General features: G+C 74.0%; 18 protein-coding genes and 1 pseudogene. 7 read left to right on the forward strand and 12 right to left on the reverse strand.

What is annotated here, in order from left to right:
- Positions 1–310: 310 nt before the first annotated feature.
- Entirely contained in the window at positions 311–1,195 is an 885-nt protein-coding gene (locus J2S44_RS36505) for an AfsR/SARP family transcriptional regulator (protein WP_310423869.1), read from the reverse strand.
- Positions 1,196–1,386: 191 nt separating this feature from the next.
- Here J2S44_RS36505 and J2S44_RS36510 point away from each other — a divergent pair, with 191 nt between their 5' ends.
- The gene (locus J2S44_RS36510) at positions 1,387–2,601 is read left to right on the forward strand and encodes a hypothetical protein (RefSeq protein ID WP_310423872.1); all 1,215 of its coding nucleotides are present in this window, start codon (positions 1,387–1,389) and stop codon (positions 2,599–2,601) included.
- The gene (locus J2S44_RS36515) at positions 2,598–3,017 is read left to right on the forward strand and encodes a hypothetical protein (protein WP_310423875.1); all 420 of its coding nucleotides are present in this window, start codon (positions 2,598–2,600) and stop codon (positions 3,015–3,017) included. Before J2S44_RS36510 ends, J2S44_RS36515 begins: the two co-directional genes overlap by 4 nt.
- On the opposite strand, the gene J2S44_RS36520 is transcribed toward J2S44_RS36515, so the two are convergent.
- Complete coding sequence (locus J2S44_RS36520; protein WP_310423878.1) at positions 2,984–4,990, reverse strand: NB-ARC domain-containing protein; 2,007 nt, start codon at positions 4,988–4,990, stop codon at positions 2,984–2,986. The two genes, J2S44_RS36515 and J2S44_RS36520, sit on opposite strands and share 34 nt — an antisense overlap.
- Positions 4,991–5,413: 423 nt before the next feature.
- On the opposite strand from J2S44_RS36520, the gene J2S44_RS36525 reads away from it, so the two are divergent.
- Positions 5,414–8,005 (forward strand): ATP-binding protein, encoded by a 2,592-nt coding sequence (locus J2S44_RS36525; RefSeq protein WP_310423881.1) that lies wholly within the window; start codon positions 5,414–5,416, stop codon positions 8,003–8,005.
- Between the two features lie 266 nt (positions 8,006–8,271).
- On the opposite strand, the gene J2S44_RS36530 is transcribed toward J2S44_RS36525, so the two are convergent.
- Entirely contained in the window at positions 8,272–8,892 is a 621-nt protein-coding gene (locus tag J2S44_RS36530) for a hypothetical protein (protein ID WP_310423884.1), read from the reverse strand.
- A gap of 64 nt (positions 8,893–8,956) precedes the next feature.
- Here J2S44_RS36530 and J2S44_RS36535 point away from each other — a divergent pair, with 64 nt between their 5' ends.
- Positions 8,957–9,424, forward strand: coding sequence for an SRPBCC family protein (locus tag J2S44_RS36535; RefSeq protein WP_310423887.1), 468 nt, complete (start codon positions 8,957–8,959; stop codon positions 9,422–9,424).
- A 421-nt stretch (positions 9,425–9,845) separates the two neighbouring features.
- On the opposite strand, the gene J2S44_RS43035 is transcribed toward J2S44_RS36535, so the two are convergent.
- From J2S44_RS43035 to J2S44_RS36545, 3 genes and pseudogenes are all read right to left on the reverse strand, one after another.
- Entirely contained in the window at positions 9,846–10,439 is a 594-nt protein-coding gene (locus tag J2S44_RS43035) for a pentapeptide repeat-containing protein (protein WP_374728047.1), read from the reverse strand.
- 47 nt (positions 10,440–10,486) lie between these two features.
- Positions 10,487–11,488: pseudogene (locus tag J2S44_RS43040) on the reverse strand (Hsp70 family protein); the annotation flags it as partial.
- Positions 11,489–11,953: 465 nt separating this feature from the next.
- Entirely contained in the window at positions 11,954–12,592 is a 639-nt protein-coding gene (locus J2S44_RS36545) for a hypothetical protein (RefSeq protein WP_310423892.1), read from the reverse strand.
- 1,438 nt (positions 12,593–14,030) lie between these two features.
- On the opposite strand from J2S44_RS36545, the gene J2S44_RS36550 reads away from it, so the two are divergent.
- Entirely contained in the window at positions 14,031–15,173 is a 1,143-nt protein-coding gene (locus tag J2S44_RS36550; RefSeq protein WP_310423895.1) for an LCP family protein, read from the forward strand.
- A gap of 38 nt (positions 15,174–15,211) precedes the next feature.
- On the opposite strand, the gene J2S44_RS36555 is transcribed toward J2S44_RS36550, so the two are convergent.
- Positions 15,212–15,823, reverse strand: coding sequence for a hypothetical protein (locus J2S44_RS36555; RefSeq protein ID WP_310423898.1), 612 nt, complete (start codon positions 15,821–15,823; stop codon positions 15,212–15,214).
- Positions 15,824–16,021: 198 nt separating this feature from the next.
- Between J2S44_RS36555 and J2S44_RS36560 the strand changes: the two genes are divergently transcribed.
- Both J2S44_RS36560 and J2S44_RS36565 read left to right on the forward strand, forming a co-directional pair.
- Positions 16,022–16,924 carry a diacylglycerol/lipid kinase family protein gene (locus J2S44_RS36560; RefSeq protein WP_310423901.1) on the forward strand — a complete coding sequence of 301 codons (903 nt, stop codon included), beginning with the start codon at positions 16,022–16,024 and terminating at the stop codon, positions 16,922–16,924.
- An 11-nt stretch (positions 16,925–16,935) separates the two neighbouring features.
- On the forward strand, positions 16,936–17,742 hold the full coding sequence (locus J2S44_RS36565) for a metallophosphoesterase family protein (protein ID WP_310423904.1): 807 nt from the start codon (positions 16,936–16,938) through the stop codon (positions 17,740–17,742).
- A gap of 108 nt (positions 17,743–17,850) precedes the next feature.
- Here the strand turns inward: J2S44_RS36565 and J2S44_RS36570 are convergent, their stop codons facing one another.
- From J2S44_RS36570 to J2S44_RS36590, 5 genes are all read right to left on the reverse strand, one after another.
- Positions 17,851–18,396, reverse strand: a complete 546-nt coding sequence (locus tag J2S44_RS36570) for a VHL beta domain-containing protein (protein WP_310423906.1) — start codon at positions 18,394–18,396, stop codon at positions 17,851–17,853.
- A gap of 136 nt (positions 18,397–18,532) precedes the next feature.
- Positions 18,533–20,482, reverse strand: a complete 1,950-nt coding sequence (locus tag J2S44_RS36575; RefSeq protein WP_310423909.1) for a CotH kinase family protein — start codon at positions 20,480–20,482, stop codon at positions 18,533–18,535.
- Entirely contained in the window at positions 20,475–21,239 is a 765-nt protein-coding gene (locus tag J2S44_RS36580; RefSeq protein WP_310423912.1) for a polyphosphate polymerase domain-containing protein, read from the reverse strand. Before J2S44_RS36580 ends, J2S44_RS36575 begins: the two co-directional genes overlap by 8 nt.
- On the reverse strand, positions 21,236–21,853 hold the full coding sequence (locus J2S44_RS36585) for a DUF4956 domain-containing protein (RefSeq protein WP_310423915.1): 618 nt from the start codon (positions 21,851–21,853) through the stop codon (positions 21,236–21,238). Before J2S44_RS36585 ends, J2S44_RS36580 begins: the two co-directional genes overlap by 4 nt.
- An 81-nt stretch (positions 21,854–21,934) precedes the next feature.
- Positions 21,935–25,015, reverse strand: a complete 3,081-nt coding sequence (locus J2S44_RS36590) for an AfsR/SARP family transcriptional regulator (RefSeq protein ID WP_310423918.1) — start codon at positions 25,013–25,015, stop codon at positions 21,935–21,937.
- Positions 25,016–25,055: the final 40 nt, after the last annotated feature.

A 25,055-nucleotide genomic window follows, 5' to 3' on the forward strand; every position in this document is an offset into this window, starting at 1 on the left:
GGCCCCGGGGGTGGAAGGTCGGCTGGCCTCAGAGCATCAGAAGGAAGAGGGTGATCGCCAGAGGGGTGATCTTATCTTCGATGTGCAGTATGGCTTCTATGATCTTGACAGTGCTGTACAAGATCAATGGGTTAAGCAACGTGCCTCCGATAGGGGTTCGGACATGGTGCGCTTTCGGCGGATTCCCACTATCGCGTGAAATTCCCGCCGAGGCGAAGAGCATCGTACGCTCTCCGATGTCCCCATTGGAGCCGAAGATCCGCTGTTCGCTCGACCGGGTGATTCTATGTGGAGGCTCAGGCGCGTAAACCTAATGGCGCCAAGGGAATGAAACGTATTGATCGCGGCCGGCAAAGTGGACGGTGCCGCAGTTGACCGCTGTCTGCCGCACCTGCGCGTTGTTGGAGTCGTCGGATTTATGCTCACCGTGGGATTCCTCAGGCGGTCGTGGCACGCTCGGCGGCTCGGTCACCAGTCGTGCGGCCAGACGGTGCACCGACTCGCCGGGACGGGCCGCGGCGAGTCGCCACATGCGTGCGGCGGCGTCGTTGAGGAACGCGTCGATGTCCGAGTGGCGGCCGGCGCGGGCCAGCGCCTCCAGGCCGATCGTGATGATCTCGTCGGTGGGCGTGACCTGGGCCAGCAGCCCCGTGACGCCGGCCGCCGCGGCGGCGTGCGCGCCCACCGCCATCTGGCCGCGGAAGAGCGCGCAGGACGCGTCCGTCAACTCCTGCCGCATGCGGTGCGAGCTGCGCTCGGCCCAGTCCGTGCCCACGTCGGCCAGCGCGTCGCCCCGCCACAGCGCGATCGCACGCGTGTAGAGATCCACGGCGGCCGCGGCGGAGCTCTCGCGGGTGGCGTTCCGTACCAGCGCGGTGAAGCGGTGATAGTCCACGTCGTCCGGCGGTACGTGCAGTTCGTACCCCGTGAGCCGCCGATTCGTCAGCACGTCGGGTGCGGCACCGGCGCGGAGCAACGCGGCCCGCACGGCCCGCGCGTAGTGTGCCAGCGTCTCCTGCGCCTTCTCCGGCGGATCACCGTCCCACAGGGCGGCGATCAGCGTGTCCGCGCTCACCAGCCGGCCGGGTTGCAGCGCCAGCGCCGCCAGCAGCCCGCGCTGTGCCGAACGCTCCAGACGTACCGGCTTGTGGTCGTCGTTCGTGATCTCCACCGGGCCGAGCAGCCGAATCTCCATCCGCGGTCACCCCCGACCCGAAGTGTGGCATCACCCGTCACGAATTTCTTGGGCGCTCCGGCCTGCGGCGTCCGGTTTCCCGTCCGGGTTCGCGTCCGGTCCGCCGTCCGCGCGGGCACCCGATGCTTCGCACCGTCATACCGCATCGATCAGGGGAGACGGGACGACATGCGAGAAGTCAGGGGTACGTGGTGAGCGCGCACTGGCTGGAGATGCCGGCCGGGCCGGGCGCCGCGAGGTGGCACACCGCGCCGGTGCAGCGACTGGTGCTCGCGGTCTGCCACACGGTGGCGAGCGCGCAGCACGTGCTGGACGCGGTCGGGCTGGCCGAGCCGGACGAGCGTGTGCAGGTGGTGTTCACTCGCGCGCCGGACGTGCTGAGCAACGGTACGGACGAGCTGCTGGGCTCGCTCGGCGCGGTGGTGATCCCGTGGGAGCAGGCGATCCGGTCCACGTTCGATCTCGCGCTCGCGGCGGACTGCGCCGGCCTGCACGAGCTGCGGGCGCCGATCATTCAGCTCCCGCACGGCATCACGAGCAACAAGGTCACCTGGTCGCCGGACGGCGGCCCGGGTGACGGCCTGGTGACCGGGCTCGCCGCGCCGTGGCTGACCAGTTACGGGCGACTGATCCCGCGGGTCGTCACGATCGCGCACGAGGCCGCCCGGGACGTGCTGGCCCGGCAGTGCCCGCAGGCGCTCCCGGCCGCGCGACTCACCGGCGACCTGTGCCTCGACCGGCTTACCGCGAGCCTGCCGCGCCGCACCGCGTACCGCCGGGGTCTGGGTGTGGACGCGGTGCGCACACTGGTCGCGGTCAGCAGCACCTGGGGTGAGTGGTCGCTGTTCCGGCGGGTGTGGCCGGCGCTCTGCGACGCGCTGCGTGAGCTGCCGCGCGACCGGTACGCGGTGCGCGCGGTCTGCCACCCCGCGACGTGGCACGGCCACGGCGCGCGGCAGGTCGAGGCGTGGGCGCGCAGCCGCCGGGTGCCCGGCCTCCGGTATGTGGAGCCGCTGGACTGGCGGGCACTGGCGGCCGCCGCGGATGTGTGGATCGGTGACTACGGGTCGCCCACGTTGTATGCCGCTGCCGTGGGGATCCCGGTGCTGCACCTGCCCGCGCCGGAGGGACGGGTGGCGCCGGGGTCGGCGGCCGAGGCGCTCTCCCGGACGACCGCACTGCTCGACGTCACCATGCCCCTGCCGGCGCAGTTGCGGCGGGCGCGGGAGCGGCGAGCGGCGGTCGCGGCCGCGGTGCCGGGACTGGTGAGCACGGCCCGGGGCGAGGCGGCGCACCGGCTGCGTGCCGAGATGTACCGGCTGCTGCGGTTGCCGGAACCGGGCGGACGGGTGACGGCACACCCGGTGGCGGTGCCCCGGCCGTACCGTCGCCGGGCGCCGCTGTGACCGGGGTCCGCGCGCGACCGTCCGGCGGGACCGATCCGGTGGCGGTCGGCGACCGGGCCTATCTGGTGCCGAACGGTGGCGACGTCTTCCTGGTGGTGGTCATGCCGGGTGGTGGCGCGCGGTGGCGGCCGGTCGCGGACGTCCTGTTGTGGACGTCGGTGGCGGGCGAGGCGCCGGTGGTATCGCTGGCACGTTATCCGGGTGTGTCGGCGGTAGCGCGGATCCAGCCCGGTGGCGGCGTCACGCTGGTGGATCGCCACGGGCGGATCGCGGCGATCGCGGGTTCCGGCGTGACGACCGCGGTGCGCGCGGGGTCCGGTCCGGCCGGGCCGGACGCGGTCTCCGTCGTGCGGGCCGTGATGCTGCTGCGCTCGGTCACCCGTCAGGGCAGGTCGTCGAGCAGCCGCCTGACCTGATCGGCCTCGGTGTCGGCCAGGCGGGTGTAGGCATCCTCGGCCGCGGTCAGGTCCCGGCGCGCGTCGGCGTGCCGGGATGTGGCGAGGTGCACCTCACCACGTCGGTGCAGCGCCTGCGCCCGGCCGCGTTCCGAGCCGAGCCGGTCCATGTCGGACAGTGCCCGGGTCAGCTCACGGTCGGCGCTGTCATGATCACCCAGGCCGCCGAGGGCGCGTCCCAGCTCGACTCGCGCGAGGGCCTCGTTGTACGGGTCCACACCGAGCCCGGACAGCAGCGTGACCGTCTGCCGCAGATAGGTGACCGCCTCCGCCGGGCGATCGGCCTCGTTCGCCACCATGCCGAGCCGCAGCAGGCCGAGCGTGGCCGACCGTACGTCGCCCAGCTCGGTGAAGATACGGTGCTGCGCGGCGGAGTGCTCGCGTGCCTCGTCGAACCGGGCGCGTGCCAGCGCTACGGTGCCGAGCCCCGCGTGTGCGCCGCCCACCCCGGCCCGGTCGCCCGCGCCGTCGGCCAGCGCCATCGCCCGGGTGAACAAGGGCTCCGCCTCGTCGAACCGCTCCGTGTCGTACAGGGACCAGGCCAGGCGCTTGATCATCTCTGCCTCGCCGGCCGGGTCGCCCAGCCGGCGAGCGCAGTCGGCCGCCACCCGGTCGACGACCTGCCGGTCCGTGTGATGGCGGCGCAGGTGGAACATCGGCCAGCATTCGTCCGCGATCTGCCAGGCGAGCAGTGGGAACGGCTCGGCGGCGGCGAGCACGGTCGCGACCAGGTTGGGTCGTTCCACGTCGAACCAGGCCAGGGCGGCCGGCCGGTCCGGAATGTGCGGTCGCCGTTCCGGTACCGGCCGATTGCGGTACGGCGTGAGCAGCCGCCCCGCGACCGCCGCGCCGTCCCGGTACCACTCGGCGGCCCGCCGCAGCAGCGCGTTCCACTCCGGGTCCGCGCTCGCGGCCCGCCGCGCGTGCCGGCGCACCAGGTCGTGCGGCCGGAACCGGTCGCCGTCCGGGCCGGCCTCCGCCACCAGGCTCGCCTCCACCAGCTGGTCGAGCAGGGCCGCCGCCTCGGCGGGGGTGACGTCCAGCATCGCCGCGATGACCGGCACGCCGCACTCCGCGCCGGCATGTGCGCCGAGCGCCCGGTAGGCGCGGGCGACGGGCTCGTCCAGCTCCCGGTAGGAGAGGTCGAAGACCGTGGTCAGGGACATCTCGTCGGTCAGGGCAACGCCGTCCTGGTTCAACTCGTCCACCATTCTTCGTACGGGCCATCGGGGGCGGCTCGCGAGCCGGGCCGCGGACACCGCCAGGGCGACCGGGAGCCCCGCGCAGTGGCGCAGCAGCGCGCGGGTCGCCTCCCGGTCGGTGTCGAGCCGCGCGGCGCCGACCCGGTGCCGGAGCAGCTCGGCCGCGGCGTCCTCGGGCAGCGGCTCGACCGGTAGGAAGCGGGCGCCGTCAAGGGCCAGCGCGCCGAGTCGCCACCGTGCGGTGACGACCACGGCGCTGCCGGCGGTGGCCGGCAGCAGCGGACGGATCTGTGCCGCGGAGAGCGCGTCGTCCAGCACCAGCAGGAGGCGGAGATCGACGGTTACGGTCCGGAACAGCGCCGCGCGTTCCGCCGCCCGCGCCGGGATCCGGTCCTCCGGCAGGCCGAGTGATCGCAGCGCCGCCGCCGCGACGTCCGAGGGATCGGCCGGGCCGGCCGGACCGAACGCGCCGAGCTGAGCGTAGAGCTGACCGTCGGGGAACCGGACGGACGCGGTGCGAGCCCAGTGAAGCGCGAGCGCGCTCTTGCCGACCCCGCCGACGCCGGTGAGCACGACGACCGCCGGGCCGTCGGGTCGCGCGGTGAGGGCGTCCAGCGCACCGAGCTCGCCGGTGCGGCCGGTGAATCCGGCCGGCCCAGCCGGTATCTGGCGCGGGACCGCCGGCCCGGGCCGGCCCGGGCTCCGGGCACCGTCATCGGTCCATGAGCTCATCCATTCCCCCCGAAGGATCACTCGATCTCCCTGGAGATTAGTGCATCGCCTGTGAAATGCCGTCGGAATAAGATCGTCGCAGTGGTCAAATATGCAGATTGTGCATCGTCGACGGTGAATGAAAATGAATGAATGTCGGGCGTGCGGCCCACCCCCCATCGGATGATCGAATGAGTCTGCCCAGTTGAGAGCGCCTTCGTGTCGGCCGAACGTGCGAATGCCTGTGCATGTGCAGGAAACGCTCCGACACCGGCGTTCGGCTTCCGCATCGCGCCGGAATTCCGTTGTGCGCCCGCGGTGATGATGAGTGAGTCATATCGGGTGCGGTTTTGCCAGGGGGGATCATGCGAGTGCATGCTTTCGGGGGATCACGTTTTCGACGGGGTGGCCGCGACCGGCTGCCGAGCCTCGCCGGCGGCCGTCATGTCAGGCGATGAGAGCGGGGGGCGGCGGTCGCTGCGCGCGGACGGCGGCGCCGAGGTGTTCCAGGCCGGCGGCAACCAGTACATCTTCGGGTCGCCGGGGGAGCGGCCGGAACCGGCGCGGATGCTGCCCAGGGAGTCGGCACCACTGGTGGGGCGCGACGCCGAGATCGCGACGTTGCTGTCCGGGCACGCCCTCTACCTGATCGACGGGATGCCGGGGGTCGGCAAGACCGCGCTGGCGGTCCATGTCGGCCACCTGTTGAGCGCGCGGTATCCGGACGGCGACTTCTTCGTCGACCTGCACGCGCATACCGCCGGAATGCGCGCGGTGACGCCGGACGACGCCCTCTACCAGCTGCTCATCGCGGACGGGTTGACGCCCGGTCAGATCGCGGTCGGCGTACAGGCCCGGTCCGCGCAATGGCGCAGCCGCCTGGCGAAGAGACGCTGCGTGGTCGTGCTGGACAATGCGCTGGACCGCGCGCAGGTGGCACCACTACTGCCGGCGAGCGGGGACAGCGTGGTGCTGGTGACCAGCCGGCGGCGACTCGCCGGCCTGCTGGCGCAGCACGCCGCGGATCCCCTGGAGTTGCCGACGCTGACCGAGGCGTCCGCCGCCGAGCTGTTCGCGCACCGGTCCGGCCGGGATGCGCACGGCGACGAGGCGGACGCCATCGCGGACATCGTCCGGGACTGCGGCACGTTGCCGTTGCCGATCTGTCTGCTGGCCGCCCAGCTGCGGGCCCGCCCGTACCGCCGCGCGGCCGACCTGCTGCGCGAGCTGCGCCAATCCGTCCATCCCACGTCCCGGATGCGGGCCGAGGATCTCGCGGTCGGCCCCGCGTTCGACCTGTCGTTCCGGCGCCTGCCGAAGCCGCTGCGCCGGTTCCTGCTCCGGCTCGGCCTGCACCCGGGCGCGGACGTCGACGTCCCGGCGGCCGCGGCGCTCGCCGGGGTAGGTCCGGATCGCGCCGAGATGTTCCTGGACACGCTCGTCCAGGAACATCTGGTCTCCGTCGGGCACGACGGCCGCTACCAGCTGCACGACCTGATCGGCGACTATGCCCGCTCCCGGAACTCGGTGCACGGCAACGGCGAGGCGGAGCGGGTGGCGGCGCTCGTCCGGCTCGCCGGTGACTACGCGCGGCGCGTCCACGCGGCCGACTCGGCGCTCGCGGTGCCGTACCCGCCGGATCCGGCCCGGGTGGCGGCGCGCGCCGCGGCGCTGGCCTGGTTGCAGCAGCAGCGCGTCAACCTGATGGCCTGCGCGACCGCGCTCGCGCGCACGCAGGAGCACGACCTGATGACCCGGCTGGCCACCGGGCTCGCGGCGTTCCTGCGCGAGGCCGGCCCGTGGGAACAGGCGCTCACGCTGTACCGCGTCACCGCCGAGTGCGCGGGACGCAACGGCGCGCATACCGCACGCGCCGCGGCGCTGCGCGAGCTCGGCACCGTGCTCTACCTGCGCAGCGACTACCCGGCGGCCCAGCCGGTCTTCGAGGAGGCGCTCGGCACGCTGCGCGAACACCCGGACGGCGAGCACATCGACGCGGCGGAGGCGCGGACGCTCATCAGGTTCGCCGCGGCGCGGCGCAGGCTCCCCGAACACGCGCCGGTCCGCGCCGATCTGGAACGGGCGCTGGCCCTGTTCCGGCGGGCCGGTGACCGTGCGGGTGAGGGCGAGGCACTCGCCGAACTGGGCACATTGCATCTGGTGGACGGCGAGTTCGGTGCCGCGGCTGAGGTCCTCCGGGAGGCGGCTTCGATCATGCGGGAACACGGGACGGCACAGGCATGCGCGGACGTGCTGAACCGGCTCGGTGCCGCGCTGCAGAACCAGGGCGAGAACGCGGAGGCCGTCGCGCTGCACGAGCATGCGCTGGACGTGTGCCGGACGATCCGGGACGCGCGTGGCACCGCGGTGAGTCTCAACTACGTGGGTCATCTCTATTGCCAGGCCGGTGAGTACGGCCGCGCGGCCGAGGCGCTCGAGGAGGCGCGCGACCTGCATGCGCGTCTCCGGTCGCCCTCGGGAAGCGCGCACTGCCACGACTACCTGGGCCGGGCCTATCTCGGGCTCGGCCGGCACGGGGAAGCCGGCGACGCGGTCCGCCGGGCGCTGTCGATGTTCCGCGAGTTACGCAACCTTCCCGGGTACGCCGGCGTGCTCAACCAGCTCGGCATCCTGCACCGGCTCGCCGGCGACCTGGCCGCGGCCGAGGCGGCGCATGCGGAGGCCCTGGAGGTCTTCGTGTCGCTGAACCACCCGCTCGGGCAGGCGGAGGTCCTCAACGCGCAGGGCGACCTCAACCGTCTCCGGAAGCGCGAACGGCGAGCGCTGCAGCAACACCGCCGCGCACTCGCCCTGGCACAGCGCGCGGGCAGCGGCGAGGAACAGGCGCGAGCACACGAGGGCATCGGCCGGTGCCTGACCGCGCTGGGCGAGGACCGGCCCGGCCGTGACTCGTTCCGGACGGCCCGGGAGATCCTGGAGCGGCTCGGCGCCCACCCGGCCGCCCACCGGCTCGCCGAGTTCCTGCCCGACGAGCCGGATCACTGCCCGTCCGGACGCCGACGCCTGGCCCACTAGACATGTCCGTCAGGTCGTCGCCGTGTGCGCGCGGGGTCTCCTGCGGCGGACTCCCCGGGGACCCCGCGCGCGACGGTGCAACGGTACGCGCGTCGCACCGTCACGGGACAGCCTGACCACGCACCTCCTCACTCGGCCGGACGCTCCACGCCGGGTACCGGCCCGGCGGTGGTTCCACGATGGACGGCGGTCCCGGTTCGCGCGCGGCGGCTTCCTCCACCCGGCGTATCAGCTCCCGGAGGTGGTCGGCCTCCGCCAGATCGGCGTCATGTTCCTCGCAGAGCCGCCGGTAGTCGCGGTGTACCGGTCGAGCCGCTCCTCCGCCCGGACGAGGTCCGTCTCGCGGCCTGCCGCAACGCCGTCACCTCGGTGGGCGTGCGTCCACGGATCCACACCGCGCATCCGGCGGCGGCGATTCCGGCGGCGGCGAGCAACGCGGGCACCGCGGGCGGCGAGCCCGCGACGAGTGTCCACCCGGCGGCGAAGAACCCGAGTACGCCTGCGAGGAGGCAGCCGCGCCACGTCCGGCCCCGGCGCCGCTCCGCCCTCTCGACCTGTGCCTGTGTCTCCAGCTCGTGTGCCTCAAGCAACCTGATCCGCAGCGTCTCCGTCGTGTCGGCACGCGTGATCGGGTGCGGCCAGCTCGCGATGTCGGCTGTCACGACGATCGTCGTCGCGTTTCTCCGCCGGATCTCGGTGATCGCCGACTCCAGGTGCTTCGACACGGCCGTCAGCGCGGTCCGCCGCAATCCGGTGCACACGTCGTGATCACTCGGGCCGAGCGTGAGTTCCGTGAAGAGGTCCACGATCGTGCCGTCGTCGGTGAACCCGCTCGACGTCGTCGGCGACGTCGCCGGCAGCAGCCGGCCGGCCGTCGCGATCGTCACCGTGACACCCTGACCGAACCGCCGCGCACGGTACGATGCGCGCGGCCGACAGGAGGGACCGCCGATGAGCGGCACGGTAACCACAGTCGACACCGGTGCGCACCGGGTGTCCCGGCGCGCGATCGTGAACGCGCCGGTGGCCGAGTTGTTCGCGCTGGTCGCGGACCCGCACCGGCACGCGGAACTGGACGGGTCCGGCACGGTCCGGGCGGACACGGTGGAGGGACCGCACCGGCTGACGGCCGGGGACCGGTTCACCGTGCCGATGCGCCAGATGGGCATGCCATACAAGATCACGTCGGTGGTGACCGGGTTCGAGGAGAACCGGCTGGTCGAGTGGCAGCATCCGCTCGGGCACCGGTGGCGGTGGGAGTTCGCGGACGCCGGCGCCGGGCGGACCGAGGTGACCGAGACGTTCGACTACGGCACGTCGAAGTCGGTGGTGATGGCGCGGCTGCTCGGCTTCCCGCGGCAGAACGCCAAGGGCATCACGGCCACGCTCGAGGCACTGGTCCGCCGGTACGCGTCATGAGCGCAGCTGCGGCAACGTCTCCCGGACGGCCCGCGCCATCGCGTTCGTGACCGTGTCGCGCTTGGACCGATCCTTGACCAGCGGGTCGTAGCCGTAGATCTCGAACTCCATCACCAGGTTGCCGTTGCGCAGCACCAGGCCGGTGCGGGTGCCGTGCGGTGCCTCCGCGGCGAAACTGAACGACTCCTGGCCCACGCCGAGCGCGGCCGCGTCCCGTTCGGTGAGCTCCGGGCGGGCCCCCTCGATGCCGCCGCCACCGGCCTCGAACTCGCGGACACCGGTCATGTACTCACGGGCCTCGGCCTCGCTGCCGAGCGAGATCGCCAGCGCCTGGAAGCCGCCGCTGACGAAGTCCACCTGGCAGGTGCGCAGCTCCGGGATGGTCGGGTCGAAGCTCGACCGGACCGGCGCGCTGACCTGCTCACCGACGAGCGCGGTGACCGCACCGTACCGAACGGCCGGACAGAGCGTCTCCGGTACGGCGAACGTGGCGCTCCGCGCCGGCGGCGGCGCGGCCGGGCCCGTGGTGGCCGCGGCGGCGGGCGCGGAGGTGACGGCGCCGGTCGGCGCGGCCGGCGTGGGGGAGGGGCTCGCGGACGTCCGCGGCTGCCCGGTGGTGACGGAACCCTGGCCGGGCGCGGCGCTCACCGCCGACGGCAGCGCGACCCGGTCGTCGGGCGTGTCGTCGCCGCCCGGGAGCAGCAGCGCGGCGGCGGCGGCGATCGCGGCGACGGCGGCGGCCGCCCCGGCGACGATCGCCCACCGGCGGATCGCGGCGACGCTGTCCCGCTCCGCCGGCGGGAACGCGGCCGTCCCGGACACCGGCGTGCCGGAGACGGGCGTCGCGGAGATCGGCGTGCCCGAGACGGGCATGCCGGAGAGGGGTGTCGCGGGAACGGGCGTGCCCGAGACGGGCATGCCGGAGACGGGCGTCGCGGGAACGGGCATGCCCGAGACGGGCGCCGCGGGGACCGGGGTGCCGGGCATCGGGGCCGGGCCCGGCGCGGAACCGGATGCGGACGCAACGCTCACCGGCACGCCTCCGGGGCCGAGGACAGCACCCGTCGCGGCCGCCAGGTCCGGGTCGGCCGGCCGCACCGGCGGCACGCCCAGCGCTTGGTGCAGCCGCGTGCCGGCGAGCGGCATGCGGCTGGAACCGCCGGTCATGACCACCGCGGCCGGTGCGCCGGTGCCGGCCGCGCGCAGCACGGACCCGCACGAGGCGACCGTGCGGTCGACGATCGGCGCGGCCAGCGTCTCCAGCTGCTGACGGGTGACGACCACGTCCCGATCCACCAGCGGTACGCGCAGCGTGGCCGACGGCGTACCCGACAGCGTCTCCTTGGCCGTGCGGATGTCGTCGCGGAGTCGCCGGGCGGCGCGCCGGTCCGTGGACGTCCGCGGCTCCAGCAGCCGCTGCCAGGTCTCCGCCGGTGCGTGGCCGGACGTGGTCAGCCAGCTCAGCAGCGCCTCGTCGACGGCCAGGCCACCCGCGTCCGGCAGGCTCTCGGTGGCGACGACCGTGAGACCGGCGCCGGTGCGGACGAGGACGGTCGCGTCGAACGTGCCGCCGCCGAAGTCGTAGACCAGCACCGACCCGCCGTCGGGAACGCCGGGGCCGGGCAGCCCGCGGACGGCCGCGACCGGCTCCGGCAGCAGCTCCGGCACGGGCAGCCCGGCCTCGCGGGCCGCGTCGGCGAGAATGCGCTGCCGGTCCGCGCCCCAGGAGGCCGGGTGGGTCAGCACGAGCGCGGTCACCGGCTCACCGGTGGCGACCGTGGCCTCCTCGGCCGCGCGGCCGAGCACGGCGGCGAACAGCGTCGCGACCGGGAACGTGAAGTCGCCGAGCAGCACGGCACCCTCGTCGACGCGCCGCTTCGGGTGCGGTTCGTAGGCGTCCGGCGTGATCGAGGCCCGGCCCAGCGCCTCGCCGCCGGTGATCAGCCGGTCGCCGGCGGCGCAGATGCCGGACGGCAGCAGCGGCACGCCGTCGAACAGGACCGCGCGGCCGTCACCGGTCACCGCCACGGTCGTGGACGTGCCGAAATCTATCCCGAGTCTCACCGGTCCCGATCCTCCCCGTCGATCAGTCCGGCCAAGACTAGTGCCCTGCGCCGTCAGGCTCGGCCCCCTGCGCCGATCAGGCTCGGACCTCCTGAGTCGTCACGCTCGGAGGCCTGAAAGACCGCGCTCGGACAGCCCGGCCGGCGCTGCACACCGTTCGCTCACGCCACCTGACGGTCTCGGTGCGGCTCCATGTTCGGCCGTCGGCTCGGCCTGGCCACTGAACTGTCCAGGAAGGGAAATGCCCGGATATTCCCGGTGAGAGCGTCCGCGGTTGCGCCGCCGAGACGCCAGCGAGGCGATCGCCCTACTTTGTGCCGCGCGGTTTGTGCCGCGCGCGGCGGGACGTGCTGGCACCGGCCGCGCCGGCCGCCGCTCGTGCGGAGCTCCGGCCGGGGCGCCGCGGCCGTCGCCGAGCGCGGCGGCGCGTGGCCGGCCGGGCAGCCGGTCGCGGTCACGTGGTGCCTACTCGCCCGGGGTGATGCGGGTCGGCGACGTCGGGCCGGTGGCGGCGACGGCTTCCGACGGCTTGGTTCTCGGCAACCGTCGCCAGGCGCGGGGGAGGGTGAGCGCCTTCTTGGCCTCGTTGATGAACGACTGGCGCAGCCACCAGAGTCTGCGCCGCATGTCGGCGTCCCGGTCGACGGCGGTCGCGCGGTCGGCGTCGAGGAGCCGCACGTATTCGCCGGTGGCGGCCCTCAGCATCTGGGCGGCATCGACGACCTCGGGCGTCGACAACAGGCGCAACCGCGACTGCATGGTACGCATCTGCTCCTTGGCGGTCAGCGCGTCGGCCCGGCACCGGGCGTCCGGGCTCGGGGGCCACGCGTCGGGCCCGCCGTCGCGGATAGCCGACTTGACGGCGTCCTTTCCGGCGAAGCTCGCGTCGACGAACGCCATCATGACCTCGACCGACGTCTCCCGCGCCCACTTCGTGTGGTCGCGCCGGCCGGTGAGGTTGAGGTTCACGGCGGTGAGGATCGCCGCCACGGAGGCGGCGATCGCTGAGATGACGGCAGCTCCGGTAGCCATGCCTACACAGTGATCCACGGTCACCACCAAGTCACGCAGCGATGACGGCGCGATGCGCCGGACGGCCGGCACACGCGCGGCCGATCGTGCCCCCTGGCCCGAGCCCGACCCGGAAATCCCGGCGGGGCGGACACCCGGCGTGCGATCTCGAGTCGGTCGCGCGGACCCGATCAGTCGTCGCCGCGCTCGCGGCGCGGAGGAGCCGCACGCTCGCGGCCGAAGAGACTCGCTTGCGGCTGGAAACCTGCGCGCTTGCGGCTGGAGACCTGCGCGCTTGCGGCCGGAGAGGCCGCACGCTCGCGGCCGGAGACCCGTGCGCTTGCGGCCGGAGACCCGTGCGCTTGCGGCCGGAGACCCGTGCGCTTGCGGCTGGAGACCCGTGCTCGCGGCCGGAGAGGCCGCACGCTCGCGGCCGAAGAGACTCGCACGCGGCTGGAGACCCGTGCGCTTTGCGGCTGGAGAGGCCGCATGCACGCGGCCGGGGACCCGCACGCACGCGGCCGGGGACCCGCACGCACGCGGCCGAAAGGGCTCCCCAGACGCGGCCCCCCGAGGAGCACCGCGGCACGATGGGGCCACCGCGCCACCACGCTGCCCGCGCATGATCCCTGCCGGTCGATCGGCGTCGCTGCCGCGCGACGCGTTGCCGCGCCGCCGGCAGTGCGCCCATGCCGCCGGCCGCGTTTCCGGCGTTCGGCTGTGTCGGTTGGCTGGGGTGTGGGCGTTGGGTCGTGTTGGGCGGTCGGCTTGCCGGTGGCTCGGTTGCGTCGGTTGGCTGGGGTGTGGGCGTTGGGGCCGTGTCGGGTGGCCGGGCTTCCGGCGGCTCGGCCGCGTCGGATGGTTGCGGTGCGGGCATCGGGCCGGCTTGGACGGCGAGGTTCTGGAGTCTCGGCCGCGTCGGGTCGCTACGCGGTGCGCCCGTTCCGGCCGGGTCGGGTGGTCGGGACGCGGCGCGGCAGTGCCGGGTGGTCGCGTGTTCGGCGTCTTGGCCGTGTCGCGTGGTGCGTGTTCGGCGTTCGGGCCGTGGCGCGGGGGCGCGTGTTCGGCGTTGGGCGGTGTCGCGGGGGCGCGTGTCCGGCGTGTGGGTCGCGTCGAGTGGCGGCGGTCTCGGTGCTTCGCTGTAGCGGCCGGCCATGGCGGCGCGTGCGGTGGCGGCGCGTGCGGTGGCGGGTGCGGCGGCGGTCGCGTGGCGAATGCGGCGCAGACGCGTGGGGTTGCGTGGGGTGTGGCGGGGCCACCCGGGAACCGGCAGGGAGGAGCCCCCGGGCGACGACCGGTGCCCGCGGGAGCATGCCCGGCGTGACCACGCCGGAAGCGGGAAAATCGCCCCTATTGTTTTGATCTTCGCGGGGCCGGAGGGTCTGAACGAGCGGGGCCGGACCCCCGCGAACGGGGACGGATCGACGCAGAGCCACCGGGCGCTCGCGAAAGCGACCTTGAAGCGTCACCCCGTGGGTTGTAGCCTTTCGAGCGCTTCGGGTGGCGGTAATGGAAGACGAGAGGGTGACGAGTGGCGTCCAAGCGTCGTAAGGATCCGCTGTGGGCGCGGATAGTCCTGATCTTCGGCGCGGTGTTGCTGGTGGCGAGCGGTGGCACGCTGGTCGCGGCGCAGACGCTGATCGCGTCGGCGACCAACTCGATCACCACGGACTCGCTGCTCGACGCGGCCGGTGCGGGCGGTGACGAGGGCAACGACATCAGCGGCGCGGTGAACATGCTGCTGGCCGGCATCGACGCGCGGGACAAGGAGTCGGCGACCACGTCGGTGCTCGCGGACACGATCATCATCCTGCACATACCCGAGACGCACGACCAGGCGTACCTGATCTCGATACCGCGGGACTGGAGCGTGCAGATCCCGCCGTACGCGAAGACCGGGTTCCCTGGCGGCATCCAGAAGATCAACTCCTCGTTCTCGGTCGGCTACGACGGGGACGGCTCGGAGCAGGAGAAGCGGGCCCGCGGCATGGAGTCGCTGGCGAACACGCTCAACAAGATCACCGGGATCAAGTTCAACGGCGCCGCGCTGATCGACTTCGGTGGGTTCGAGAAGATCATCCATGCGATGGGCGGCGTCGACATGTGCGTCGACGAGCAGGCCACCTCGATCCACCTCGGCGTCAACGACGAGGGCCACCTCTACCAGGGCTGGTACGACGAGGCCGCGGACCAGGTGCGTGGGCTGCCGGCCGGCTACGAGCCGTACGTGCACAAGCTGGGCTGCCGGAAGATGAGCTCCACGCTCGCGCTCGACTACGCGCGCATCCGGAAGAGCCTCAGCGACGGCGACTACGGCCGGCAGCGGCACCAGCAGCAGCTGATGAAGGCGATCGCGAAGCAGGCCACCTCGTCCGGCGTGCTGACCGACCTGGGCAAGCTCAACGGGCTGGTGCAGGCCGCGGGTGAGGCGTTCATCCTGGACACGCAGGGTACGCCGGTCGTCGACTTCATCTACACGCTGAAGGGCGTGGCCGCGAACGACCTGATGCTGATCAAGACGAACAACGGTCAGTTCCGGTCGGTCACGGACGCGAACGGCTCGTCCGCGGAGACGCTGGACTCGCTGTCGATGGACATGCTCGCGGCCGCCAAGGACGGCACGCTCGGCACGTTCCTGATCGAGAACCCGACCTTCATCGCAAAGTCGAGCTGAGCCGGCCGGGCCGGGCGGGCCGGCCCCGGGCGGGCCGGTCAGACAGCGCCGCGGTCGACCAGGCTGAACGAGCCGGCGATCGGCGCGTCACCGACCTCCTCGACGTAGAGCGACTGGCGTTCGCCGGAGTACTGCACGGCGCCGTACACGTCGTTGACCAGGTGGTGGGTCGGGCGGCCCTTGTCGTCCGACGCGCCGGTCTCGGTGAGCGCGAACCGGCTCCGCTGGTCCTCGGCGCACTCCGCGGTCCCGAGCGTGCGCGGCGTCGCCCGGTCGTCGACCACGACGCACCAGCGGCCGCCCTCCTCGCGCGGGCGCAGCGCCTCGATCAGGTACTGGCCGTCGACGACCGGCAGCAGCCGGAACAGCGCGCCGTCGTCCGTGCCGTCGCCGGTGGTGACCGGCCCCTCGTAGGTGGCGCTGAGGTCGCGGTCCGGCTCGGCCAGGTGAAGCAGGATCTTGCGGTCACCCGCCTTGATCGCGTCGAGCCCGGCGCCCTGCCCGGACTCCGCGGGCGCGCTGGGCGACGCGCCGGTGCCGGACGGGGTGGGCTCGGCCGCGCTCGGCGGCGGGACCGGCGCGACCGGTTCGGTCGCGGTGCCGCACGCGGTCACGAGCAGCAGCGCGGCGCCGATGGGGAGAGTCCGCACGGTCGTCCTCCTGTTCCGCGGGCGTCATCAGATCAACGGGACATACCCAGATCGGCGACGGGTACGCGCGGACGGCACCCGATCGCGGCGCGAGGCGTGCGCGTCCGGCCGGTGCGCGACCGGTGTCCGCGGGGTGCGCGCCCGCCGGGCCGTGTCCTCCGGCGCGCGCCGGAGGCCGGGCGACCCTAGACTTTCGCCGTGAAACGCGTTGCGGTGGTGTACAACGCGCGCTCCGGCGCGCTCCTGGCCCGGGCCGAGGCCTCGCCGGAGGACCAGCTGGCCGAGCTGTTCGCCAAGCGCGGCGTCGACGTGCGGCTGCGGCCGTTCGAACCCGGCACGCTGCGGATCGATGTCGAAGGGCTGCTCGAGGCGGAGCCGGACGCGCTGTTCGTGGCCGGTGGCGACGGCACGGTCCGGGCGCTCGCGGAGCAACTGGCCGGTGGTGACGTGCCGCTCGGCATCCTGCCGCTGGGCACGATGAACCTGCTCGCCCGCGACCTCGGCGTCCCCGACGATCTGGAGGAGGCGGTGGACGCGCTGCTCACCGCGCCGGTGGACCGGATCGACGTGGCGACCGTGAACGACTCGCCCTTCCTGCACAGCTCGATGCTGGCCATGCTGCCGCACCTCGGCCGCATCCGGGAGCGCGTCCGTGGGCAGCGGCTCGGCGTGTTCCGGCTGGTCGACCGCGCGTTCCGGCTGATCCGTCGCTACCCGCGGATGGAGCTCTCGATCACCGTCGACGGCGCGGAGCACCTCACCCGTACCCGCGCGGTCGTGATCTCCTGCAACCTGCTCGCGGCCGGGCCGGCGCCGATCCCGGGGCGCAAGCGTCTCGACGCCGGGCGGCTCGCCGTCTACGTCACCAGGGAGCGGAACAGCTGGGACCTGGTCGAGGTGGTCACGAAGCTGTTCAACGGCGGCTGGCAGCAGGACGAGCGGATCCGCGTCTACGAGGGTAAGACTGTAGAGGTGAGATCAACCCGGCTCGCGCTGATGAGCGTGATGAGCGACGGCGAGAACGCCCAGCTGGCCACCCCGCTGCGCTACGAGATCCGGCCCCGCGCGCTCGCGGTCCTGGCCCCCGGGGCCGCGGCGTGAAGCCGGCCGGCGTGCGGATCGCGCAGATCGCCGACCTGCACTTCGGCCGGGACGTGCCGGCGGTCGCCGAGACGCTGATCGAGGAGCTGCGCGCGGTCCAGCCGACGCTGATCGCGGTCTGCGGCGACCTGACCCAGACCGCGGCCGAGGCGGAGTTCCGGGCGGCCAGCGCGTTCCTGGACCGGTTGCCGGCGCCCGCGGTGGTCGTGCCCGGCAACCACGACCTGCCCGGCTGGCGGTTCTGGACCCGGTTCACCCGACCGTGGCGGCGCTGGCGCAAGCACATCGCCAGCGACCCGCACGGCGCCGTCAGCTACGAGACGGACGGCCTGATCGCGGTCGGCGTCAACTCGGCCCGCCGCTGGACGTTCCACCACGACTGGTCCCGCGGCCGGATCAACATGCGGCAGCTGACCGCGATCGGCGCCGCGTTCGACGAGGCGCCGCGTGACGACCTGCGCGTGGTCATCGCGCACCACCCGTTCCTGCTCACCGACGCGGTCCGCGGCCGCGGGCTGGTCGGCCGGTCCCGGCTGGCGCTGCGTCACCTGCGGCACCGCGCCGACCTGCTGCTCGGCGGCCACATCCATCTGGCGTACAGCGGCATCGTCGACGGCCTGGTGGTCGCGCAGTGCGGCACCGCGGTCTCCAACCGGCTCAAGGGCGAACCGAACAGCTACAACCTGATCGACGCCACCGGTGACCGCCTCACCATCGCCATCCGCCGCTGGACCGACGACGACCGGTTCGAGACCTTCGAGAGCCACGAGTACGTCCGCGACGGCCACGAATGGTCGGTGCCGGCGGCCACGGCCTGAGCCGTCGCCCGGGCCGGCAGACCCGCGGCGACGGTCGCGGAGCGGGTGCGGCGAACCCGGCCTCGGCGGCGGTCAGCGGCGGGATCGCCGTGTCCGGGCGGCGCGTGATCATGAGGTGATGACGGCCCGGCCCGGCCGCTCGCCGGCCAGGAACACGGCCGTGGTCGCGCCGCCGGCGACGCCGACCGCCCAGTAGTGGCCGGCGTAGGTGTCCTGCACGTAGGACTGACCGGGGTGGAGCGTGGCGTACCGGGTCACCTCGCCGTCGGTGTCCAGCCAGGAGACCGTGTACACGTCGGTGGTGTGGTTCTCGAACGAGATCCGGGTCTTCGTGGTGCTCGTCGGGTCCCTCGGCGCGGTGCCGGCGGGCAGCGAGGGCAGCGTCGGCCACCCGGCGGCGGCCTCGTCCGGGTCCCCGCCCGCGGCCGGCTCCGGTGCGCCGGTCCCCGGCGTGCCGGGCGGGGTGGCGGAGGCGGACGGCGTGGCCCGGGCGTCGGTGCGCTCGCCGCCGTCCCGGGCCACGAACAGCACGGCCGCGGCGACGATGCCGGTGACCAGCACCGCGGACGCCGCGAGCACCGCGTGGACCAGCGCCCGCCGGCCGACGTCGTCCGGCCGGCCGGCACCGTGGGGGTCGTGGGTCTGGAGCGTCACGCCCGAACGGTAAGCCGAGGTGTCCAGTAGCGGGGCGTGACCGCGAATCGAGGCCCGCAGCGGCCGGGTGGCGTGGGCCGCGAGGCGGCCGGGTGGCGCCGTGCGGCCGGCGCCACCCGGGTCACCCGCCCCGCGGTCAGGTCGCCGTGCAGGTCACCGACGGTGCGGTGGTGGCGCCGGACGTGGTGCCGGTCAGCCCGAACGTGGTGCTGGCGCCGGCCGCGACCGTGCCGTTCCAGCTCGCGTTCCCCACGGTCGCGCCGGTGCCGCCGGTGGTCAGCACGCCGTTCCAGACCTGGTCGATCCGCTGCCCGTCGGCGAGCGTCAGCGCGACGGTCCAGCCGCGCAGCGGTGCGTCGCCGGCGGTCACCCGCACCTCGGCCTGGAAGCCGCCGGTCCACTGGCCGGTCGTGCTGTAGGTGGCCGTGCAGGCACCGGCCGGCGGCGTCGTGGTTCCCCCACCCCAGCCGGCCGCGCTGTCCAGCCAGGCCGCGCGCTGACGCAGCCAGGTGCGCAGCGTCTGCACCTGCCCCTGCCAGGTGGGATCCGTCGGCGTGGTGAACGGGCCGACCACCGGCGCGGTCAGGTTGGGCCACTTCTGGAAGTTGCGGGCCGCGCCGGCGGTCAGCGGCCCGGTGAGGCGCTGGATCAGCGCGGTCAGCGACGCCTCGGACAGGACGCCGGTGCGCAGCGTCCGCCAGCGCGTCCGCAGCCGCTCCGCGAAGGCCGGGTCGGCGGCCAGGACAGTGAACCAGTCGTTGGCCTGCGGCTGCCGGATCTGCAGGTTCTGGTGCTGCCAGCCGGCGGTCTGGGTGTTGTTCGCGAAACCGCCCACGCCGAACGTGAGGTCGTGGTCCCACATCGGCCCGGCCACGATCGGCCCGCCCCGGTCCTTGTGGAAGTACGTGCTGCGGACGTACGCGTCCATGTCGCGGGACAGCTCGTTGATGATGACGGTGTCCACCCACGAGTCCACGTCGATCCACGACGGGTAGTCGGCGCGGTTCGGGCCGTGCAGCATGTCGTGGAACTGCTGGACGTGCCGGGTGAGCCAGGCCCGCTGCTCCGGGGCGAGCGGGTCGGGATCGCGGACCTCGAGGAAGTTCCAGCAGGTGGCGGCCGGACCGGTGCAGGGCAGCGTGGGTTCCTCCGCGGCCAGCCACTCGAACGAGAAGATGTACCCACCGGTGATCTTCGGTTCGGTGACGTCCTCCGGGTCGAGCTGCTTGAGGTCGAGCCGGTCCTTCGAGTTCTTGATGGTCTCCTCGAGCAGGTAGACGCCCTGGTAGTCGGCGGCCGCGACCGGCCCGGAGTCGACGTTGAAGTACAGCTCGACGAACCGGTGGCGCGGCGTCGCGAGGCCGAGCTGGGCGGACAGCTCCATCACCAGCGCCTCGCGGATCAGCGACTTGTCCGGGAACGGGCCGCGCAGCACCCAGTCGGAGTCCGCCGGCATGCCGAGCACCGGATGGTCGGCGTCGTCATCGTCGTTGCCGCGGAACTCCACCCGGTAGGGCGCCTTGTCGAACATCGCGGACGACTGGCCGCGCAGGTGCACGCCGGCGCGGGTGGCGACGGCCGGCGCGGCGGCCAGCGAGGTGGTGCCGGCGGTGCCCGGGTCGAACAGCATCACGGCCGCGTCCACGTACTCGCGGCCGGGTTTGCCCTTGCCGTAGTCGTCGATCAGCACCAGCGGCAGGTCGTTGCCCGCCGCGTCGGCCGACCGCCGGACGTAGAGCTGCGTGCCCGTCCGGCCGGTGGCGGTCCCGCCGGTGAACGCCTGTGCGCGCAGCTGTGTGGTGGCGCTCAGCCGCAGCGGGCCGCCGTACACGGTGGACGTCGCGGTGGGCACGCTGCCGTCGGTCGTGTAGCGGATCTGCGCGTTCGGCGCGGCCGTGCCGAGCGCCACCGTGACCGGGTCGGTGAAGGTGCCGCTGGGCACCGAGAACGTGATGTCGCCGCGCAGGTCGTCGGCCGGGGCCGAGGCGGGGACCGGTGCCTGTTCCGCGGCGGCCGGGCCACCCCAGTTCGGCAGGGCCACCACCAGGACCGCAAGGGCCGCCACGGTACGTTTCCAGCTACTCATCGTTGTCCTCCTCGGGGCGGAAGTGCCGCCGGATCACGCGCCGCCACGGTGCCGCGGGCAGGTCCGCCCGCAGCGCCGCGAGCCCGGTGGCGTACTTGGAGACGGCGACCGGCCGGTGCCCCTGCTGCCAGAGCGTGCGATCCGCCTCGCCCGCGGCCCGGCGGGTCTTGGTCTCGACGATGGCGATCGCGGGCAGGTGCAGTTCCCGGTCGGCGGTCGCCCAGCGCAGCCCGGTGTCGATCGTGACGCGGCTGGCGTCGCCGGTCAGCAGCAGCGTGCAGCGCCGGTACTCGGTGCGCAGCACCGGGCCCAGCTCGGCGTCGCGCTGGTCGCCGAGGTCGTGCCGGGAGAACACCTCGTCGACGAAGTCGCGGCCGAGCCCGATGGCGCGCCGGCCGGTCAGCTCGTGCGCCACCCGGTACTTGAGCGTGCTGCCGCGCGCGCCCGGCACCTTCATCTCCAGGAAGCAGGAGCCGGTGTCCACGTACGCCCGCGTTCTGATCTTGAATCTGCGCCGGTGCCGGTGGGCGGTGCGCAGGTAGCCGAGCAGGTGCGGGGTGTCGAAGTAGAGCGACTCGTAGCCGAACCGCCGCACACCGCCGATCTCCAGCACCCGGGCGGCCGGTGCGAGCCGGTCCAGCAGCCGGTCGACGTGACCGGCCGGGATGATGTACTTGCGGTCCGTCCGGCTCAGCAGCGCGGCCCGTTCCTCCAGTTCGGCCAGCCCGATCGCGGGCAGCGCCGCCAGCGGGCTCATCGGCCCGCTCCGGCCGTGGCCGGGGCCTTCGCGGTCGCCGGCGTCCCCGGGCCGGCCGGTCGCGCGGCCGCGGCCGAGTACCGCACGTCCACCACGGTGGAGTCGTTGATCAGGTCGACCCGCTGCACCCGGGCGGAGTGCACGGTGCCGCCGAGCAGGCGTTCCAGCCGGGGGACCAGCTCGGCCCGGTCCAGGACGGCGGCGTCCAGCACCACGGTCTGATGCTCGAACCGGGCCAGCACCCGCCGGTTGTCGACCACCGCCATAACGGTGAGGATCAGCGCCATCAGGCCGATGTTCCACCAGATCGAGGCGGTGCTGAGCGCGCCGAGCAGGCCGAGCGCGAGCGCGGAGAAGTAGTACGCCACCTCGTTCTGGTCCAGCTCGGTGGAGCGCAGCCGGATGATCGACAGCACGCCGAACAGCGCGAGGCCCATGCCCAGGCCGGTGCCGGTGCTGCTGGTGCGCAGCGCGCTGGCGACCGCGAGCACGCCGACGTTGACGCCGAAGTACGCGACGACCAGGTCCTTGCGCCGGTGCCGCGGAAAGTACAGGGCCAGGACCAGCACGGAAACCGCGACGAGTTCCGCTCCCAGCAGCGCCAGTTCCGCCATCGACCGCTCCTTGATTACCGGAAATTAACCGGAAAGTTCCACAAACTTTTCTGGAAGGCTACCCAGAGAGTTCGATGAACGTCAATGAGTGTCGGTCCGCCGGAGCGCCGATCCCGGAACCTGGGTGGGGTGCTGCGCCGGGTCCGTGCCGGCGTGGCGGGCCGCGGCGGCCTCGAGGACCGCGATCGCGTCGGCCAGCGACGGCGGGTCCGCGGGCGGGTCACCGGCGGGCCGGGCCGGTGGCGCGTCCGTCCCGATGTAGGCGCCGGCCGGCTGGATGCCGTTGCGGACGTGGTGGATCCGGACCACCGCGTGCAGCACGGCCGCGCCGTCGTGGTCGCCGGCCGCGTCCAGGGCCAGCGCGCCGTTGTGCAGCACCGCCAGCACGTTGCTCAGGTCGCCCTCGTCCCGGAACCGGCGCAGCGACGACCACAGCACCGCGATCGCGTCCCGGTCACCGGCCGCGACCATGGTCTGGCCCAGCATCAGCTCGCTCAACGCGGCCGTCCACGTGTACCCGTGCCGGACGGCCGCCCGCAGCCGCTCCTGCCCGGCGCCGACCAGGCCGGCCAGCACGAGCGCGGCGCCGAGCGTCATCTCCGACGCCGCGACCAGCCATCCGGTGCCGGTCTCGACGGCGATGTCGAGCGCCTCGGCCGCCGCGGACAGCGCGATCTCCGCGTCCCCGGACGGCACCTGCACGAGCCCCTGGTAGTAGCGGACCTCGGCGAGCAGCACGCGGTGCGAGGTCGCGCCGGTCACCGTCCGGGCCGCGCCGGACAGCATGCGCCGCGCCGCCTCGACGTCACCGGCGACGTAGCGCAGACCGCCGAGCGCGGTCTCGGCCCGGACCACGTCCTCCAGCGGCGCGTCCGGCGCGGCGGCGAGCGCGGCGCTCAACACCCGGTCGCCCTCGCCGGGCAGGCCACCGCGCACCCAGAACCACATCAGTTCCGCGGCGGTACGCAGCGCGTGCGCCGGCGCGTGCGCCAGGTCGTGGGCGATCGCCGCGCGGATGTTCGGCAGCTCCCGGCGCAGCCGGTCCATCGCGTCCGCGGAGTGCTTGCCCCGCAGGTCCGCCGCGGCCTCGGCGACCAGGCCGCGCACCCAGGCCGCATGCGCCGCCCGGGAGCGGTCCGGGTCGGCGTCGATCGCGCGGGCGTACGCCCGGATCGTCTCCAGCATCCGGTAGCGGACCGGGACGGTGCCGGTGTCCGCGGTGACCACCGACTGGTCGCAGAGCGCGGCCAGGTCGTCGAGCCGGTCACCGGCCACTTCCAGACCGAACCCGCCCTCGTACGGCCACAGCCGCACCGCGAGCTCACGCTCGGCGTCCGACAGCAGGTCGAAACTCCACGCGACCGCCTCGTGCAGCGTGGCGTGCGGCGTCACCGCGCCGCGCGGGATCCGGCCGAGCAGCGCGAACCGGTCGTCGAGCCGGCCGGTCAGCTCCCGCAGGCCGAACGTGCGGGCCCGGGCCGCGGCCAGCTCCAGCGCGAGCGGCAGACGATCCAGCGCGTCGGCCAGGTTCCGCAGGTCGTGCCGGTCGGTGGCGGCCGGCGTCCAGCCGGGCCGGACCGCGCGGATCCGGTCGGTCAGCAGCGTGACCGCGTCCGGGGGCGCCAGCGGCGCGAGCGGCAGGACGTGCTCGCCGTCGATGCCGAGCGGGGTCCGGCTGGTCGCCAGCACCCGCAGTCCGGGCACCCGGTCCAGCAGGTCGACGAGCAGCCGGGCGACGTGGTCCGCGAGATGCTCGCAGTTGTCCAGCACCAGCGGCTCCCGCAGCCGGCGCAGCCGGTCGACCAGCGCCGCGCGCGGATCACGGACCGGGCCGGTGACGCCGGCCGCGGCAGCGAGCGCCGGGACCAGCAGCGCGGGATCGGTGACGTCGGCGAGCCGGATCAGCGTGCCGGCCGGCGCCCACTCGGCGGCCAGCCGCGTCTTGCCGACCCCGGCCGGGCCGAGCACGGTGACCAGCCGGTGCGCCGCCATCAGCCGGCCCAGCAGCGCCAGGTCGGCCGCCCGCCCGACGAACGACGACAGCGCCCGCCCGCCACGCCGTCCGTCCCGGGGCGGTTCCGGATCGGGCTCGCGGCCGGCGGATGACGACGGTGTACGTCCGTTCCCGACCGGTTCCGGATCGGGCTCGCGGCCGGCGGATGACGACGGTGTACGTCCGTTCCCGACCGGTTCCGGATCGGGCTCGCGGCCGGCGGACGGCGACGGCACCCGCCCGTTCCCGCGCGGCCCTGGGCCGGGGGCGCGGCCGGCGGACGGTGCGGGCTCGGCGGGTGGCGCGGGCTCGTCGGACGGCGCGGGTTCGGGGAGTGGCGCGGGCTCGTCGGACGGCGCGGGTTCGGGGGGTGGCGCGGATTCGGCGGGTGGCGTCGGGAGCGGGCGTGGCCGGCGCGGCCGGTCGCCGCCGGCGGGCAGCAGGGTGGGGTCGTGGGTGAGGATCCGGCGTTCGACGTCGCGCAGCTGCGGACCCGGGTCCACGCCCAGTTCGCCGGCGAGCAGCGTGCGGGCGCGGCGCACGGCCGCGAGCGCCTCGGCCTGCCGGCCCGCCCGGTAGAGCGCGAGCGCCAGCAGCTGCCAGCGGCGTTCCCGGTAGGGGGCGTCCCGCACCAGCCCCTCCAGCACCGCGGCGGCGGTGGCGTGGTCACCCGCGTCCAGCAGCGCGGCCACGCCGTCCTCCCGCGCACTCTCCCGGTGCTCGGCCAGCTCGGCGCGCACCGCGCTCACCGCGGCGACGTCCGCGATCTCCGGGTACGGCTCGCCGCGCCACAGCCGCAGCGCCGCCTCGAAGGCCGCGTGCGCCTCGCCCGGCCGGCCCGCCGCCGCGAGCGCGCGGGCCCGCGCCGCGTGTTCCGCGAACCGTCCGGCGTCGGTGCCGGCCGCCAGCCGGTATCCGCCGTCCGCGCGCCGCAGCCCCGCGCCGGGGAGCACGCGGCGCAGCCGGGACACGTACACCTGCAGTGCCGCCGTGGGTTCGCGCGGCGGCCGGCCCGCCCACACGCCGTCGGCCAGCCGGTCGTCGCCGACCGGCTGCCCGTCCGCGGCCAGCAGGAGCGCCAGCAGCCGGCGCGGCAGCCGCCCGCCCAGCTCCACCCGCCGATCCCCGTCACGCACCTCGAGCGGACCGAGCACGGCGAAGGTGAGCACCCGGCCATGTAACTCCGCGGCGCCGATCGGGGCAAATCGG

Source organism: Catenuloplanes niger, from assembly GCF_031458255.1.
In the GTDB taxonomy this organism is placed as follows: domain Bacteria; phylum Actinomycetota; class Actinomycetes; order Mycobacteriales; family Micromonosporaceae; genus Catenuloplanes; species Catenuloplanes niger.